This is a genomic window from Mumia sp. zg.B53 (assembly GCF_019550935.1).
GTDB lineage: Bacteria > Actinomycetota > Actinomycetes > Propionibacteriales > Nocardioidaceae > Mumia.
This window is the reverse complement of sequence record NZ_JAHWCK010000002.1, coordinates 53,190-67,824: the sequence shown is the minus strand read 5'-3', so window position 1 is coordinate 67,824 and position 14,635 is coordinate 53,190. Positions and strand designations below refer to the sequence as shown.

The window sequence follows — 14,635 nt, the reverse complement described above, 5'->3', positions numbered from 1 at the left end:
CGATTCCGGGAGATGGCGTGGTCGCGCTACTTGGAGAAGCCCGCGGTCAGTCCCGAGACCAGGAACCGACGCCCGATGGCGTAGACGACGAGGAGCGGGATCACGGACAGGACGACGGCGGCGAGGATCGCGGGCACGTTGACCGTGAACGATCCCTGGAACGTCCAGAGGGAGAGCGGCAGGACTCTCTTGTCCGCGCTCTGGGTGAGGATCAGCGGGAAGAGGAACGCGTTCCACACGTTGAGCGCGTCGTAGATGGCGACGGTGATGATCGCGGGCACGGTCATGGGCGTGACGAGCCGCCAGAGCAGGCTCCACTCCGACACTCCGTCGAGCCGCATCGACTCGAACAGCTCTCGAGGGATGTCACGGACGAAGTTGACGAGGATCAGGACGGAGATCGGGATCGCGAAGGCGATCGAGGGAAGGATGAGCGCCCACAACGTGTCATAGAGACCGAGGCGGACGATCAGGTAGTAGACGGGCACGATCGTCGCCTGGATCGGGATGGCGATCCCGAGGAGGAGAACCTCGAAGGCCCGTCGCGACAGAGCCGACCGGTTGTGGACGATCACGTACGCGGCCATCAGCGAGAGCGTGACGGTCACGGCCACCGTCGCGACCGTCACGAGGACCGAGTTGACCAGGTACTTGGTGAAGTCGGCGGCCAGGACCTCACGGTAGGCCGTCAGCGTCGGCTCGGTGGGGATCGAGAGCGGGTTGGACGTGAAGTAGTCCGCGCGAGGGCGGAGGCTGGTGACGACGATGTAGTAGATCGGCACCAGCGTGACCGCCAGCCAGAACGTGCCGACGAGCCCTCCGACGAGGTTGGGCCGTTGGGTACGGGTGCGCATGTCAGAGGCCTTCCATCTGGCTGTCCATGCGTGAGCTGCCGCCGAGCCGGTTCAGCAGGTACGACACGGCAAGACCCACGACGACCAGGAGCACGCCCACGACCGCCGCTCCCCCCATGTCGTACGAGCGGAACCCGCGGAGATACATGTCGAGGGGCATCACGCGGGTGGCGTTGCCCGGTCCGCCGTTCGTCATCACGAAGATGAGGTCGAAGTACGTCAGCGAGCCGACGATCATCAGCGTCGACGAGGTCACGATGGTGTTCTTCAGCTGCGGGAGCGTGATGTGGAAGAAGGTGGTCATCCGCCCTGCCCCGTCGATCGTCGCCGCCTCGTACATCGACCGGGGGATCTGGCGTGCCGCGGCCTGGTAGAGCAACGAGTGGAACGGGATGAAGCACCAGGCGATGACGAACACCAGCGTGGGCATGCTCAGTGACGGGTCGCCGAGCCAGTCCTGGTTGAGCGAGTCGATCCCGAGCGCGGTGCCGAGCCCGAAGTTCGGGTCGAGGAGCGACTTGTACGCGATGCCGACCGCGGCTGCGGAGAACAGCAGGGGGAGAAACAACAGCACCGAGTACACGGCGCGGTAGCGCTGTCGCCCTGCCATGAAGACGCCGAGGAGGAGACTCGTGGGGCACTGGACCAGCCACGAGGCGACCGTGAGGATGACCGACAGCGTGATGGCGTGCTGCGTGACCGGGTCCGAGAGCACCGACCTCCAGTTCGCGGTGCCCGCCCACTCAGGCGTCCCCAGACCGTCCCACGTCGTGAACGACAGGATGACGACACCTGCCAGCGGCACGACGGCGAAGAACGCGAAGAAGCCCATGGCCGGCGCGCTCATCCACAGGGACGGACCGAGGCGACGGGGGCGAGGACGGGCGGGCGGGCTGGTGGACTGGCGGGGCTCTCGGACCCGGTCGGCAACGGTCATGACGCGTCGTTCATCGCCTTCGCGAACTGCTCGGGCGTCTTCTGGCCGAGGAAGAGCTGGCTGAGGTTCGTCAGCAGCGCCTGCGCCTGGCTCGCCGGTAGCGCCTGGTCCCACGACAGCTGGAAGTTGGGCGCGTTCTTGACCATGTCGTACGCGAAGGTGAGAAACGGCGCCTGGTCGGAGCCGGCGATCTTGTCCTCGGCACCGACGGTGACCGGGACGCCACCGTTCTTGATCAGCTCGTCCACGTACTTCTCGTCCCACATCGCATCGTTGAGGTAGTCCACGGCGGTGTCCTGCTGCTCCTTGGACGCCTTCGCCGAGACGGACCAGAAGTTGGCCGGGTTGCCGACGATGTTGGCGGGGTCACCCTTGCCACCCTCGACCGACGGGAAGTTGGCGAAGCCCAGGTCGCCGCTGTCGGCGAAGTCCGGGGCGTCGGTGAGGAAGTTGGAGTACGTCCAGGCACCTTGCAGCAGCATGCCGCTCTTGCCGGTGTGCAGGAGGGCGGCATCAGCGTTGGCGTCGGCGACGACGGAGCCGAACTTGTCACCGAAGGCACCAGCGTCGACGAGCTGGGTGATCATGCCGAGCGCCTTGAGCATCTCGGGGCTCGACCAGGCGTCGGGCTTGCCGTCGATGACGGCGTTGAACGTCTCGGGTCCGCCGACGCGGTCGGCGAGGTACTGGATCCACATCAGCTCGGGCCACTGGCTCTGCCCCGCAAGTGCGATCGGGGTGTCGACTCCGGCTCTCTTGAGCTTGGCGACGTCGTCCAGGAGCTCGTCGAACGTGGTGGGCGGACCGTCGACGCCTGCCCCCTCGAGGACCTTGTTGTTCGTGAAGAGGATGACGGGTTGGGCGTTGTTGTTGGGGACCGCGTAGAGCTTGCCGTCGATCTTGCCGCTCTCGAGCACGGAGGGGACGAGTCGCTCCTGAAGCTCCTTCGTCCGAGAGGTCAGGTCGACGACGTCGTCGTTGCCGACGTAGTCCGTGAGCGCGCCGCCGGCCCAGTTGAAGATCAAGGTCGGTGCGCTGCCGGACCCGACGGCGGTCCGGATCTTTTCCTTGTAGGCGTCGTTCGCGAACCAGTCGGTCGCGATCTCCTGGTCGGCGTTGTCGCTGTTCCAGGTCTCGAACGAGCTGCGGAACGTCGCCTCCGAGCCGCCGGTGAGCACCCAGGCGCTCGCGTCCTCGCCGCCGCTCCCGGGATCGGTTCCGCCGCATGCGCTCAGGACGAGAGCGGCCGCGCTCGCCGCGGCGCCGATCGCGACCAGCCTCTTGTTGCCTCTCATGGTGTGCTTCCTCTCCGTGCCGAAACGTTTCGGGCGGTTTCGGTTGAGATGACCATAGACCGGATGTGATGCACGACACAAGAGGTCGAAGTCGGGCGTGACCCGCCGCTGGATTTCTCGCTGTTCTCGCGCGGATCGTGGACGAAACGTTTCGAATCCCGTACGGTGCACGCATGGCCGAGACGCACGTGACCTTGGGGCAGGTCGCCACCCGGGCGGGTGTCTCGAAGGCGACCGCCTCCAAGGTCTTCAACGACCGCGCCGACGTTGCCCCCGAGACGAGGACACGCGTCACCACGGCGGCCGACGAGCTCGGGTACGTGCCTGCGGTCCGCGCCCCTGCTCCCGGCACCACCCAGGTGTGGGTCGTCTTCGACCGCCTCGCCAACGCCTACTCGGCGACGGTGCTCGACGGTCTGCTCGCCGAAGCGCAGGTCCGAGACGCCATCGTCATCGTCAACGAGTTCGGCAACGTCGCCGACGACCGCTTCGCGCCAGGCTCGCCGGCCTGGATCCGGCAGGCCCAGGCGCGCGGCGCCCAGGCCTTCATCCTCGTGACCAACCCGCTCTCCGACGACCACGTCGCTGCCTGCCGCCGCCGCGGGACTCCCCTGATCGTCGTCGACCCGGTGGCTGCGGCACCTGACGGCGTGATGAGCGTCGGCGCGACCAACTGGATGGGCGGCGTGCAGGCCACCGAGCACCTCCTCTCGCTCGGACACACCCGTCTCGCCTACGTCGGTGGAGAGCCGACGTCCACGCCGGCCAACGAGCGGTTGGCGGGATTCCGCAGCGCCATCGAGACGGCCGGCCTCGACCCGAACGCCGCCCCGGTCGTCCCCGGGACGTTCGACTACGACGACGGCCTCGGATGCACGACACTGCTTCGCGACACCGACCGCCCGACCGCCATCTTCACGGCCAGCGATGCCGTGGCTCTCGGCGTGCTCGAGGCCGCGCGCCAGGTCGGCCTGCGCGTTCCCGACGACCTCTCGGTCGTCGGGTTCGACGACACCTTCGCCGCGCACGCGGCCTCACCCCAGCTCACGACCGTCCGCCAACCACTCACCCAGATGGGGCGCATGGCGATGCAGGCGGCCGTCGAGGGTGCCCGCGACGGCTCCCGCGTCTCCCCTCCGGTGCAGCTCGCGACGTCCTTGGTCGTACGGGGGTCGACCGCACCACCCGCCTCGCGGGAGGCGTCACGGTGACGGTCAGGAGGTCCCCGACGATCCGTCCTCATCCTCGCGTCCCAACCACAGGGCCATACCGATCGACAGATCCCGATCCTCGGTGAAGCCCAGTCGCGTGTAGAGGCGTCTCCCTGGCGGGTCGGCCATGAGCGAGACGAAGGCACCCGGCGGCGCCCCGTCCCGTACCTGGTCGAGCAACCAGGTGAGCACCGCGTTCCCGACACCCCGCCGCTGGTGAGCAGGCAGCACGGCCATGTCGACCACGTGGAAGTACCAGCCACCGTCACCGATGAGCCGCCCCATTCCCACTGTTCCAGCACCGCTGTCGATGACATGGCATGCGGACCAGCTGCCGGGCAAGGCTCGTTCTGCCTGCTCCACGGTGCGCGGCGTAAGGCCGGCATCGTTCCGCAGCCGCAGGTAGTCGGCCGTGCTGGGCACTCCCGCACAGAGCGAGTATCCAGGTGCCAGCCCTGTCACTGCGCCACCCCATGCCGGGTCTCGTCACCGGCCCGTGCGGCTTCGTCGATGTAGTGCGCCAACGCCTCCCGAGAACGAGTCAGCGCGTCGACCTGGTCGTCCAGGCGGCCCAACCGGGTCCGCATGGCCGCCAGCAGCTCCGGACAGCCGACGAGCTCGGGCGCCTCCCCGACTGCACACGGCAGCAGGTAGGCGATGTCCTCGGTCGACAGTCCCGCCTCGAGGAGGTGCCGGATCTGCTTCACCGTGACGACGTCCGCCGGGCCGTACACCCGGTATCCGGCCCCGTTGCGGCCCGGCTCCAGCAGTCCTTGGGCCTCGTAGTACCTCAGCTGATGGGCATTGACCTCGGTTCGACGGCTCAGCTCTCCGATATGCACAGCTCCCCCTTGACCTTCACACCGGTCTCAACGTTCAGCATGCTGGTATGACTTCCCGTACCGATTCTGACGTGACACTCATCGGCCTCGGACTCATGGGCACCGCCCTGGCGGGCGCACTGCTCGGAGCGGGGCACCGGACGACCGTGTGGAACCGCACGGCCGCCAAGGCAGAGGAGCTCGTGACTCAGGGCGCGCTGCTCGCCGACTCGGTCGGCTCGGCGGTGAACGCGAGCCCGGTGGTCGTCACGTGTGTTTCCGACTACGCGTCGCTCCAGCAGGTCCTCACCCCGGTCGCCGACAGACTTGGCGGTCGAGTCCTGGTCAACCTGGCGTCGGGCGACTCAGAGCAGGCCCGCGAGATGGCTCGCTGGACCGAGGACCGAGGTGCGACCTATCTCGACGGCGCCATCATGGCTGTTCCCCCGACGATCGGCACCGCCGCGGCAGTGATCCTGCTGAGCGGCCCCGAGACCACCTTCACCATGCACCAGTCCATCTTCGACGCGCTCGGCACCACCGCCTACCTCGGCGAGGACCATGGTCTGTCGGCTCTGTACGACGTCGCCGGCCTGAGCATGATGTGGGGCGTTCTGAACGCCTGGCTCCAGGGCGTGGCCCTGCTGAGCACCGCCGGCGTCGACGCGGCCTCCTACACGCCGTTCGCGGCCCAGCTGGCGCAGGAGACGGTAGGCTGGCTCGCCGGTTATGCCGACCAGGTTGACCGTGGGACATACCCATCCGACGACGCGACGCTCAACACCCATGCGGGCGGAATGACGCACCTCATCGAGGAGAGCGAGAGGCTCGGCGTCAACGCGGAGCTCCCGAGGCTCTTCAAGGCGCTTGTCGATCGAGCCATCGCCGCCGGCCAGGGAGGAAGGAGCTATCCCGTTCTGATCGAGCAGTTCGCCCAACCGCACGCAACGTCGAGATGATCGAGCTCACGGTGCGGCGTAGCGCTCGTGACACGGTGACGCGGAGCTCCACCGCGTTCCGTCGAGCGCAGGCGTCACGCCTCGCCCCGACAGTGGCTCAGGCCTACCGCGGGACGAGGCGCGACCGACCTCACTCAGGGTGGGGGCGGAAGACGCTCACGCGTCGCTCAGTCGACCACCGAGCGGACGATCTCGGCGATGCGCTTCTCCGTGTCGTCGTCCACGGTCTCGAAGAACCACGCAGCCGGCATCAACAGCCCGTCCGCGCCGCCTGCGGCTCGGAAGGCCGACTTCTCGGTGATCGCGAGATTCAAGCGTTCGTCGTTGCGCAGCGTCACGAGCGCGGGCGTGCTCGCCGACGTCGCGTAGGCGGGCATTCCGTACCAGATCCGTGGCTTCAGCGCGGGGGCCGCAGTCATGATGATGTCGTGCACACGCTGCATGGTTGACCGCCTCGGCTCGTCCATCTTCGAGATCTTGTCGACCACCTGTGCCAGATTCTTCTCGTCCTTCGACGTCACGTCATGTCCTCTCTCGTCAGCCGATGTCGAGCACCGGCGGAATGAAGTCGGCGCGAATGCGCCGCACCCCATCCGGACATGTCCTGAGCTGCTCAGGCCTCTCCGCGATGATTCACGTGGCCTTGCCACGTGGAAGCGTCGTCGGTGGCGTACCACCGCGGTCAGGGTATCGGACCGCAGACAGATCACACCACCGGCAGCGATCTCGCCCGACGCTCAGCGCAGCGGCAGCACTTCTCTCGAGGCATCCATGTCACTCGGCTGACCGGCGGGCCGAGGACAGAAACGTGGCGACGGCGGCCTTCACATGGTCTCCTTGGGCCGGTGTCGACGGGATGGCGTCGTCCCCCAGGAACATGGCGTCGTTGACCGGGGCGCCCATGACCAGCCAGTTGAGCTGGGTGGCGGCCGTTGTCGGATCGGGCACGGACAAGAGATCGCGGGCGTCGAGGTCGGACAGGATCTGGGCAAGCACGGCGACAGCCCGCTGGGGGCCATGCTCGAACACGGCCCGCGCCAGCTCGGGGAATCGCGGGACTTCACCGATCACCAACCGGCGCAGCCTGAGCATGCGCGGCTGCAATACCGCCGCCAGCTGCCGGCTCAGTATCGACTCGAGCACCGGCGCGATGCGGTCGGCCGACTCGATCGGGAGAGCGTCGACCTGGTGCACGTCGTCGGCTGCCAGCCGGGTCATCGAGGTGACGAGCTCGATGAAGAGCTGCTCCTTGGTGCCGAAGTGCGCGTACACGGTCTGCTTCGAGACTCCGGAGGAACGAGCGAGATCGTCCATGGTCACGCTCTCGTAGTGGGCGGCGAGGAAGGCCTCCTCCGCGGCTGCCAGGATGGCTCGCCGTTTCGCCGCCGAGCTCGGGCGCATCCCGGCTGACCCTTGACTTATCACACCCACCAGTCTAACTTCTTAATTCTAGACGCACCAGTCCAGAAACTTACGAGGGGGCGACCATGACAGGTGTCAGCGCCACCATCTCGCGTGACGGCACCAGGCTTGCCTACGAGGTGAACGGCGAAGGCCCGCCGCTCGTCTACGTGACGGGGGCCATCTGCCACCGGACGTTCCGCCCCGTCCAGAAGGGCGCCTCGGTGTTGTCCCGGTCCTTCCGGGTGTTGTCCTACGACCGGCGCGGACGCGGCGACTCGACCGACACAGCGCCGTGGTCGCTCGACCGTGAAGTCGAGGATCTCGAGGCGCTCATCGACACGATGGGAGGACGATCGTTCATCTACGGCCACTCGTCGGGGGCGGTGCTGGCTCTGCACGCGGCCCACAGGCTCGCACCGAAGGTGCAGGGGGTCGTTCTCTACGACGCGTCCTGGGTCGCCGACCAGGCTGGGGCCGATCGCTACGCGACGGTGTGCGCCGGCGTGGAGGCCCTTCTCGACCAAGGACGCGACGCGGCCGCTATCAAGCGCTTCCTCGTCGGCATCGGCATGCCGAGGTTCTTCGCTGCGCTGCTGCCCTTCATGCCGGGGTGGCGTCGGCTCGTCGCGCTCGCACCCACGCTCCGCTACGACATGTCCCTCACCGCGGCACCGCCACCGTTGGACGTCGCCGCCGCGGTGCGCGTGCCCACACACGTGATGGTCGGCGAACGCAGCCCCGAGGAGCTGCACCGCGTCGCCGACGCTCTGCAGGCGAGCATCCCAGGCGCCACTCGTGAAACGCTGGCCGGACAGGATCACATGGTCTCGGAGAAGGTGCTCCTACCGAGCCTGGTGCGCCACCTGCGTCTCGGCGAGGAGACAGCACGATCCCGCGACCCTCGCCCCGGCGGTAGTTCCTGAAGGCTGACGGTCTCGGCCTTCAGCGCGCAGCGGCTACCTCTGGCACGAGTTCGCGCGGACCGCGCACAAGCCGAGCAATCACACGTTGAAGCGGAACTCCACCACGTCGCCGTCCTGCATGACGTAGTCCTTGCCCTCCATGCGGACCTTGCCCGCCGACTTCGCCGCAGCCATCGAGCCGGCGGCCACGAGGTCGTCGTACGACACGATCTCTGCCTTGATGAAGCCACGCTGGAAGTCGGTGTGGATCACGCCGGCGGCCTCGGGTGCGGTCGCGCCCTTCTTGATGGTCCAGGCACGAGCCTCCTTCGGCCCGGCGGTGAGGTAGGTCTGCAGCCCGAGGGTCTCGAAGCCGACGCGCGCCAGCAGGTCGAGTCCGGGCTCGTCGATGCCCATCTCGGCGAGCATCTCGCGAGCCTCCTCGTCGTCGTCGAGCTCGACCAGCTCGGCCTCGAACTTCGCGTCGAGGAAGACGGCCTCGGCGGGCGCGACGATGTCACGCATCCGCTGCTTGAGCTCCTCGTCCGCGAGCTCGTCGGAGTCGCAGTTGAAGACGAACAGCTGCGGCTTTGCCGACAGGAGGTGCAGCTCGCGCAGCGGCTCGGGATCGAGGCCGGCGGAGAACACGCCGGTGCCTGCCTCGAGGTGCGTACGCGCCTGCCTGACCGCCTCGGCGACCACGGCGACGTCCTTGTCCTTCTTGGCGTCCTTCTCCAGCCGCGGGAGCGCGTTCTCGATCGTCTGGAGGTCGGCGAGGATCAGCTCGGTGCGGATGGTCTCGATGTCGTCGCTCGGCGAGACCTTGCCGTCGACGTGGGTGACGTCGGGATCACGGAACACACGCGTGACCTGGCAGATCGCGTCGGACTCGCGGATGTGGCTCAGGAACTTGTTGCCGAGTCCCTCACCCTCAGAGGCGCCACGCACGATGCCGGCGATGTCGACGAACTGAACGGTCGCCGGGAGGATCCGCTCGGAGCCGAAGATCTTGGCGAGCTCGTCGAGGCGCGGGTCGGGGACCCCCACCACGCCGACGTTGGGCTCGATCGTCGCGAACGGGTAGTTCGCCGCGAGGACGTCGTTCTTGGTCAGAGCGTTGAAGAGGGTCGACTTGCCCGCGTTCGGGAGTCCGACGATGCCGATGCTGAGTGCCACGAGGAACTAGCGTACGGGGCGGCCGCGACGCGCCGCCGCCCAGTGGTCTCGCGTCGTACGGAACAGGTGGCTGTCACCCTCGTACCACGGGTCCTTCAGGATGCCGAGGTCCTCGAGCCCGAGGCGTACGGCGACTCCCGCGGAGCCGTGATTGTCGGGATACATCCCGCACCACACCTCGTCGAGCAGCGGCCGGTCCGGCGCGGAGCCGTCGAAGTGTGCGTACGCCACGTCGAGCAGGGCCCTCGCCCCCTCCGTCGCGTAGCCGCGACCGGTCGAGTCCGGGTGGAGGTGCCAGCCGACCTGGAGGTCCGGCGGGTCGCTGTTGGGGCACGGCGTGATCATCACCGTGCCCGCGACGACTCCGGTGTCGCGCACCTCGGCAGCCAGACCGAGACAGCCCGGGTGGGCCTCGGCCAGCTCGTTGAGGTCGTCGATCCAGGCGCGGGCCTCGTCGAGCGACGCCATCGGCGTGAACGGAGGGTCCCCGAGCCACCGGATGACGTCGAGCCGGCTGTGGATGTCGAGCACCCGCGGCGCGTCGCCGTGCGCGTACGGGCGCAGCCGCAGGCGGTCGGTCTCGATCGGGAGCGGCCACGCAGACGGCAGGGTGGCGCGCGTCGGCTGATCGGTCATCCTCCGTTCGTACCATCCTCGGCCAACATCCGTCCTCCCCCGGCGACGAGCGCGTCACCGAGCTCCGACCGGAGATAGAGAACCGACCGTCCGTGCCGCGCGCTCGTGAGCAGCCCGGCGTCCCGCATCGCCCGCAGGTGCTGGTTGACCGCAGGGGTCGTCACTCCCAGCCGACGGGCCAGCTCCGTCGACGATGCCGGCACCTCGAGCGCGGCGAGAAGACCAGCACGTGTCGCCCCGAGCAGGTCGCCGAGCACCGCCGGCGAGCGGCGCGGCTCGACCTGCCAGAGAGCGCCGGATCCACGGGCGCCGTAGAGGATCATCGGCGGCTCGTCCTCGCCGATCGGCACGGTCGCTCCCCTGGTGAACAGACTCGGCACGAGCGTCAGGACTCGCCGCGAGTGCCGCGACGTCTCTGCAAGGGCGACGTCAGGCGGACCCGTACGACGTCGCCGTCGAGGCAGACGCGGTCGCTGATTCCTCCGAGCATCGAGCCGACGCCCTCCGTGGCCGCCACCCGACCACGGTGCACGATGTCGGCCTGCAGCACGCCGCGCATCCGCGGCCACCAGGGCGCGAAGCAGGAGTCCCAGTACGCCCGCAGCGCGCGCAGCATGCGGAGGCGGACCGCCTCGGCGGACCCCCGCAGCGGGTACGGGAGACCGTCCGGGTGGATCGCGCGGAGGTCGGCACCGAGGCGTTCGTCCTCCACCCTCGCCAGCGTCTGCAGCTCGGTGTCGATGCGGGTCAGAGGGCTGTGCGGCCGCGGGCTGAGGAAGTCCGGTGTCGACAGCGAATCGTTGCTGAGCGCGCGAAGCATCGTCGTGTCGAGCCGGTCGCGGGCGTCCTGCGTCTCGCGGAGCCACGGAAGGTGGACGGGGAAGCGACCGGGTTCCCGGAACGTGCGCAGCGACAGTGCCAGCTCGTTGATCGGCGAGATCGCGAAGCGGACATCGCCCAGATCCCTGCCGTCCAGCTCGTACTCGAGAAGGCCGACCATGAAGCCTTACGCTATATCTCTTCGTGCTCCCCGCGCGATCGGCGAGAACTGACCCCGTGATCGAGACGTTCTTGCCGCACGACCGGGTCGCCCGGGCTCTCACCCTGAGCACGGCGGCGCACTCCCTGTCGAGCGGCGTCTTCTACACCGTGAGCGCGCTCTACTTCACCCGCGTGATCGGTCTTGAGGCCACCACCGTCGGGCTCGGGCTGGGCATCGCCGGAGGCGTCGGGGTCGTCGCCTCGTACGCGGGGGGCTGGTTGTCGGACCGGGTCGGCGCCCACCACGTGCAGTCGTGGGCGATGACGCTCAACGGCCTGGCGATGCTCGCGTACACCTTCGCCGCGGACGCGCTCGTCTTCGTCCTCGTCGCCTGCGTCGCGGTCGGCGCGCGCTCGGTGCAGGGATCGGCGAAGCAGGCGATCATCGCGCGCTGGTACGTCGGACCCGACAGGGTCACCCTCCGGGCGCGGATGCGCGTGGTCACCAACGTGTGCATCGGACTCGGCACCGTCACCGCAGCGGCGGCCCTCGTCGTCGACACCGCAGCCGCGTACCGGGCCGCGATGATCGCGGCGGGCGCCCTCCTGCTCGTGGCGGCTGTTCCGGTCGTCCGGCTCCCGTACGCGGTCCCGGCACTGGCGGCGACGATGACCGAGGCCTCTCGGAGGCCGACCGACGCCGGGCAGCCGACCCGCGGCCCGTCGCCCTGGCGCGACCGCACGTACGTCGCCAGCGTCGGCCTCAACGCCGTCGTCGCCATGCACTTCGGACTCCAGACGATCGGCGTCCCCCTGTGGATCGCGACGACCGCCGCGCCGACCGCGATGGTCTCGGTGCTGCTCGTGCTCAACACGGTGGTCGTGGTGGTGCTGCAGGTTCGGGTGTCGCGGGGCACGCACGACATTCGCAGGGCAGGCATCGCGGTACGGCAGGGGTCGTGGCTGCTCGCTGCGGCGTGCGTCGCTTACGCCGCGGCGGGATACGGCGACGTCGTGACCGCGTGCGCGCTGCTCGTCGTCGCGGCTCTCGTGCACGGGTGGGGCGAGGTCCTCGGCGAGGCGGGCGGCTGGGGCATGGCGTTCGGGCTCGCCGACACGCGTCGAGCGGGGGCGTACCAGGGACTGACGCAGACGGGCTACGCGGTCGCGGCCATGGTGTCACCGATCCTGGTGACCGCGACGGCGATCGAGCACGGCACGGCGGGGTGGCTCGTCCTGGGCGGTCTCCTGGCGGCGGCGGGGACAGGGGCGGCGTGGGTCGCTCGACGCGCGGCAGTTGAACGGGAGGGTGCCGCCGACAGCAGAACTGTCAGTGACCGCTGAGACGCTGACCCCATGCCCAGCCTGCTCCTCGTCGCCCTGCTCGCCCTGCTCGCCGGCCTCGCCGTCGGAGTGCTGCTCGGCAGCGGCGTGCTGCGCCGGCACGATGCCGCCACCGTCGACCACGTGCAGCTGTCCGCGCACGCGACGGCGCAGGCCGTCGGTCCGGTCAAGGAGAGCCTCGACCGCTTCGACACCCGGCTTCGCGAGATCGAGGCGGGACGGGTGTCGTGGCAGAGCCAGCTCCGGGAGCAGGTCGAGCAGGTCCGTACGACGAGCGAGTCCCTGCGACGCGAGACCGCCTCGCTGTCGACGGCGCTCCGCAAGCCGCAGGTCCGCGGCAGGTGGGGCGAGATGCACCTGCAGCGGGCCGCCGAGCTCGCAGGCATGGTCGATCGCGTCGACTTCGACCTCCAGACCACGGTCCGTGACGGCGGAGCCGCGCTGCGCCCCGACATGGTCGTGCACCTGGCCGGCGACAAGCACGTCGTGGTCGACTCCAAGGTCCCGCTCGATGCCTTCCTCGACGCCACCGAGGCCGATGACGAGGACGAGTACGCCGCTCACCTCCGGCGGCACGCGCGTCAGCTCCGGACTCACGTCGACGGGCTGTCGGCCAAGGCCTACTGGCGGCAGTTCACCACCGCGCCGGAGTTCGTGGTGCTCTTCGTGCCCGGTGAGGCGTTCCTGTCCGCCGCGCTCGACACCGACCCGTCGATCCTGGAGGACGCCGCCGCCAAGCGCGTCGTGCTGGCGACCCCTACGACGCTGATCGCGCTGCTGCGCACCGTCGGCTACGCCTGGACCCAGGCGCAGATCGCCGACCAGGCACGGGAGGTCCACACCCTCGCGCGCGAGCTGTACGAGCGTCTTGGCACCCTCGGCAAGCACTTCGGCAAGGTCGGGCGCAGCCTCGATGCGGCGGTGGGTGCCTACAACGGCGCCGTCGGGTCGCTGGAGACGCGGGTCCTCGTCACGGCGCGTCGGATGTCGGAGCTCCACGCACCCGACGCCGACCTGCCGGCGCCCGAGCCGGTCGAGAGCCTGGCTCGTCCCGTCCAGGCGCCGGAGCTGGTCGACCGCATCGTCGAGGAGATCACGTCCGCTGAGGTCGAGCGCGCCGAGGACGGCGATAGCGTCCTCGGCACGGCGCGCCGTACGGGCTGATCGAGCCACCACGCCATAGCGTGGAGACGTGCAGCAGTGGGCACGGCTCTCCCGCGGTCCTGGTCGGCGGCCGCCACGCCACCGCAAGGCGTGGACAGCGCGCGCCGCCCAGCACGACCTGTCCGCGCGCGGACTGGTGGTCGTCGCCGTCGTGGCAGCTTTCGCCACCGCCTGGCTCGAGATCCTCACGACCGGGCGCCTCGGCTGGTTCTTCGACGTGTTGTTCGTGCTCGTCTCGGCCACGAACGCCCTTGCCGCCTCGCGGCAAGCGCTCTACGCCCCGATGGTCGCGCCGCCGCTCGTCCTCGTGAGCGTGATGGCCGTGGCGGCGATCGCCCGTTCGAGCGCCCTCGACGAGCCGGGCACGCCACCCGACGCCTCGCTCGTGCAGCTCGTCGTGATCGCGGTCGTGCAGCACGCGGTCGCACTCGTGGCCGGGCTCGGCGCCGCCCTCGGCATCGTGGGCTGGCGCCGAGCCTCGTTCGGACGAGCGCTCAGCTGAGCGCTTTGGCCTTGAGCTGGTCGAACTCCGCCTGGCTGATCGTCCCCGAGTCCAGCAGTGCTTTCGCCGTCTCGATCTGGTGCGCCGGACTCGCGTGGCCTGCGGTCTGCTGGATGTACTGATCGGTCTCGGCCTTGGCCGCCCGCAACGCCGCCGCCTGCCGCTCGGCCATGCCTCCGCCGCGGGCGATCAGATACACCAGCGCCGTCAGGAACGGGAAGATGATCAAGAAGATCACCCACACTGCCTTCAACCAACCGCTCAGACGATGGTCACGGAAGAGGTCGGTCAAGATCTGGAAGAGCAGGATCAGATACGCCACGAAGAAGAAGCTCCAGACCAGGAGCCAGAAGAAGTCCCAGAAGTCGTCCATGCGCGACCCTTTCCGTCATGCGGTGCCTCGGCGCGCCCATGCGCTCCAGCAGAACTGTCTCGCCGGACGGACGTCA

At 68.9% G+C, this 14,635-nt stretch carries 18 protein-coding genes; 6 read left to right on the top strand and 12 right to left on the bottom strand.

The genetic code is table 11. From position 1 onward, the window contains the following. Positions 1-26: 26 nt before the first annotated feature. The 3 genes from KV102_RS11430 to KV102_RS11420 are packed head-to-tail and all read right to left on the bottom strand — an operon-like array spanning position 27 to position 3,086. The gene (locus KV102_RS11430; protein ID WP_220343837.1) at positions 27-854 is read right to left on the bottom strand and encodes a carbohydrate ABC transporter permease; all 828 of its coding nucleotides are present in this window, start codon (positions 852-854) and stop codon (positions 27-29) included. A 1-nt stretch (position 855) separates the two neighbouring features. Beyond that, positions 856-1,791, bottom strand: coding sequence for a carbohydrate ABC transporter permease (locus KV102_RS11425; RefSeq protein ID WP_220346360.1), 936 nt, complete (start codon positions 1,789-1,791; stop codon positions 856-858). Continuing rightward, complete coding sequence (locus KV102_RS11420; protein ID WP_220343835.1) at positions 1,788-3,086, bottom strand: extracellular solute-binding protein; 1,299 nt, start codon at positions 3,084-3,086, stop codon at positions 1,788-1,790. The genes KV102_RS11425 and KV102_RS11420 overlap by 4 nt, the downstream gene beginning before the upstream one ends. 173 nt (positions 3,087-3,259) lie before the next feature. Between KV102_RS11420 and KV102_RS11415 the strand changes: the two genes are divergently transcribed. Next, entirely contained in the window at positions 3,260-4,297 is a 1,038-nt protein-coding gene (locus KV102_RS11415; RefSeq protein WP_220346359.1) for a LacI family DNA-binding transcriptional regulator, read from the top strand. A 3-nt stretch (positions 4,298-4,300) separates the two neighbouring features. Here the strand turns inward: KV102_RS11415 and KV102_RS11410 are convergent, their stop codons facing one another. Both KV102_RS11410 and KV102_RS11405 read right to left on the bottom strand, forming a co-directional pair. Next, entirely contained in the window at positions 4,301-4,720 is a 420-nt protein-coding gene (locus KV102_RS11410; protein ID WP_220346358.1) for a GNAT family N-acetyltransferase, read from the bottom strand. Positions 4,721-4,755: 35 nt separating this feature from the next. After that, entirely contained in the window at positions 4,756-5,139 is a 384-nt protein-coding gene (locus tag KV102_RS11405) for a MerR family transcriptional regulator (protein WP_220346357.1), read from the bottom strand. A gap of 47 nt (positions 5,140-5,186) precedes the next feature. Here KV102_RS11405 and KV102_RS11400 point away from each other — a divergent pair, with 47 nt between their 5' ends. Next, positions 5,187-6,077, top strand: a complete 891-nt coding sequence (locus KV102_RS11400; RefSeq protein ID WP_255560899.1) for an NAD(P)-binding domain-containing protein — start codon at positions 5,187-5,189, stop codon at positions 6,075-6,077. Between the two features lie 167 nt (positions 6,078-6,244). Here KV102_RS11400 and KV102_RS11395 read toward each other — a convergent pair whose 3' ends face one another. Both KV102_RS11395 and KV102_RS11390 read right to left on the bottom strand, forming a co-directional pair. After that, entirely contained in the window at positions 6,245-6,598 is a 354-nt protein-coding gene (locus KV102_RS11395) for a DUF1801 domain-containing protein (protein ID WP_220343830.1), read from the bottom strand. Positions 6,599-6,851: 253 nt separating this feature from the next. Further along, positions 6,852-7,478 (bottom strand): TetR/AcrR family transcriptional regulator, encoded by a 627-nt coding sequence (locus tag KV102_RS11390; RefSeq protein WP_220346355.1) that lies wholly within the window; start codon positions 7,476-7,478, stop codon positions 6,852-6,854. A gap of 86 nt (positions 7,479-7,564) precedes the next feature. Here KV102_RS11390 and KV102_RS11385 point away from each other — a divergent pair, with 86 nt between their 5' ends. Next, entirely contained in the window at positions 7,565-8,404 is an 840-nt protein-coding gene (locus KV102_RS11385) for an alpha/beta fold hydrolase (RefSeq protein WP_220346354.1), read from the top strand. Positions 8,405-8,482: 78 nt separating this feature from the next. Here KV102_RS11385 and ychF read toward each other — a convergent pair whose 3' ends face one another. Genes ychF through KV102_RS11365 form a run of 4 tightly spaced genes read right to left on the bottom strand, consistent with a single transcriptional unit; the run spans position 8,483 to position 11,195 of the window. Continuing rightward, positions 8,483-9,559, bottom strand: coding sequence for a redox-regulated ATPase YchF (ychF, locus tag KV102_RS11380; protein ID WP_220346353.1), 1,077 nt, complete (start codon positions 9,557-9,559; stop codon positions 8,483-8,485). 6 nt (positions 9,560-9,565) lie between these two features. Beyond that, positions 9,566-10,195 carry a GNAT family N-acetyltransferase gene (locus KV102_RS11375; RefSeq protein WP_220346352.1) on the bottom strand — a complete coding sequence of 210 codons (630 nt, stop codon included), beginning with the start codon at positions 10,193-10,195 and terminating at the stop codon, positions 9,566-9,568. Then, positions 10,192-10,545, bottom strand: coding sequence for a helix-turn-helix transcriptional regulator (locus KV102_RS11370; RefSeq protein WP_220346351.1), 354 nt, complete (start codon positions 10,543-10,545; stop codon positions 10,192-10,194). The genes KV102_RS11375 and KV102_RS11370 overlap by 4 nt, the downstream gene beginning before the upstream one ends. 35 nt (positions 10,546-10,580) lie before the next feature. Next, a complete protein-coding gene (locus KV102_RS11365) occupies positions 10,581-11,195 on the bottom strand; it encodes a hypothetical protein (protein WP_220346350.1) in 615 nt (204 codons plus the stop codon). A gap of 56 nt (positions 11,196-11,251) precedes the next feature. On the opposite strand from KV102_RS11365, the gene KV102_RS11360 reads away from it, so the two are divergent. From KV102_RS11360 to KV102_RS11350, 3 genes are read left to right on the top strand one after another with little or no spacing between them, the layout of a single operon-like run. Next, positions 11,252-12,520, top strand: a complete 1,269-nt coding sequence (locus KV102_RS11360; protein ID WP_220343824.1) for an MFS transporter — start codon at positions 11,252-11,254, stop codon at positions 12,518-12,520. 12 nt (positions 12,521-12,532) lie between these two features. Continuing rightward, on the top strand, positions 12,533-13,684 hold the full coding sequence (locus KV102_RS11355) for a DNA recombination protein RmuC (protein ID WP_220346349.1): 1,152 nt from the start codon (positions 12,533-12,535) through the stop codon (positions 13,682-13,684). 28 nt (positions 13,685-13,712) lie between these two features. Beyond that, positions 13,713-14,186 carry a DUF6542 domain-containing protein gene (locus KV102_RS11350; RefSeq protein ID WP_220346348.1) on the top strand — a complete coding sequence of 158 codons (474 nt, stop codon included), beginning with the start codon at positions 13,713-13,715 and terminating at the stop codon, positions 14,184-14,186. On the opposite strand, the gene KV102_RS11345 is transcribed toward KV102_RS11350, so the two are convergent. Further along, entirely contained in the window at positions 14,179-14,559 is a 381-nt protein-coding gene (locus KV102_RS11345) for an SHOCT domain-containing protein (RefSeq protein ID WP_220346347.1), read from the bottom strand. The two genes, KV102_RS11350 and KV102_RS11345, sit on opposite strands and share 8 nt — an antisense overlap. Positions 14,560-14,635: the final 76 nt, after the last annotated feature.

Excerpts from the sequence above, each read along its gene's own strand:
- KV102_RS11355 (WP_220346349.1), top strand. The coding sequence starts at position 12,533 with ATGCCCAGCCTGCTCCTCGTCGCCCTGCTCGCCCTGCTCGCCGGCCTC.
- KV102_RS11430 (WP_220343837.1), bottom strand. The coding sequence starts at position 854 with ATGCGCACCCGTACCCAACGGCCCAACCTCGTCGGAGGGCTCGTCGGC.
- KV102_RS11375 (WP_220346352.1), bottom strand. The coding sequence starts at position 10,195 with ATGACCGATCAGCCGACGCGCGCCACCCTGCCGTCTGCGTGGCCGCTC.
- KV102_RS11385 (WP_220346354.1), top strand. The coding sequence starts at position 7,565 with ATGACAGGTGTCAGCGCCACCATCTCGCGTGACGGCACCAGGCTTGCC.
- KV102_RS11345 (WP_220346347.1), bottom strand. The coding sequence starts at position 14,559 with ATGGACGACTTCTGGGACTTCTTCTGGCTCCTGGTCTGGAGCTTCTTC.
- KV102_RS11390 (WP_220346355.1), bottom strand. The coding sequence starts at position 7,478 with ATGCGCCCGAGCTCGGCGGCGAAACGGCGAGCCATCCTGGCAGCCGCG.
- KV102_RS11425 (WP_220346360.1), bottom strand. The coding sequence starts at position 1,791 with ATGACCGTTGCCGACCGGGTCCGAGAGCCCCGCCAGTCCACCAGCCCG.
- KV102_RS11415 (WP_220346359.1), top strand. The coding sequence starts at position 3,260 with ATGGCCGAGACGCACGTGACCTTGGGGCAGGTCGCCACCCGGGCGGGT.
- KV102_RS11400 (WP_255560899.1), top strand. The coding sequence starts at position 5,187 with ATGACTTCCCGTACCGATTCTGACGTGACACTCATCGGCCTCGGACTC.
- KV102_RS11420 (WP_220343835.1), bottom strand. The coding sequence starts at position 3,086 with ATGAGAGGCAACAAGAGGCTGGTCGCGATCGGCGCCGCGGCGAGCGCG.
- KV102_RS11365 (WP_220346350.1), bottom strand. The coding sequence starts at position 11,195 with ATGGTCGGCCTTCTCGAGTACGAGCTGGACGGCAGGGATCTGGGCGAT.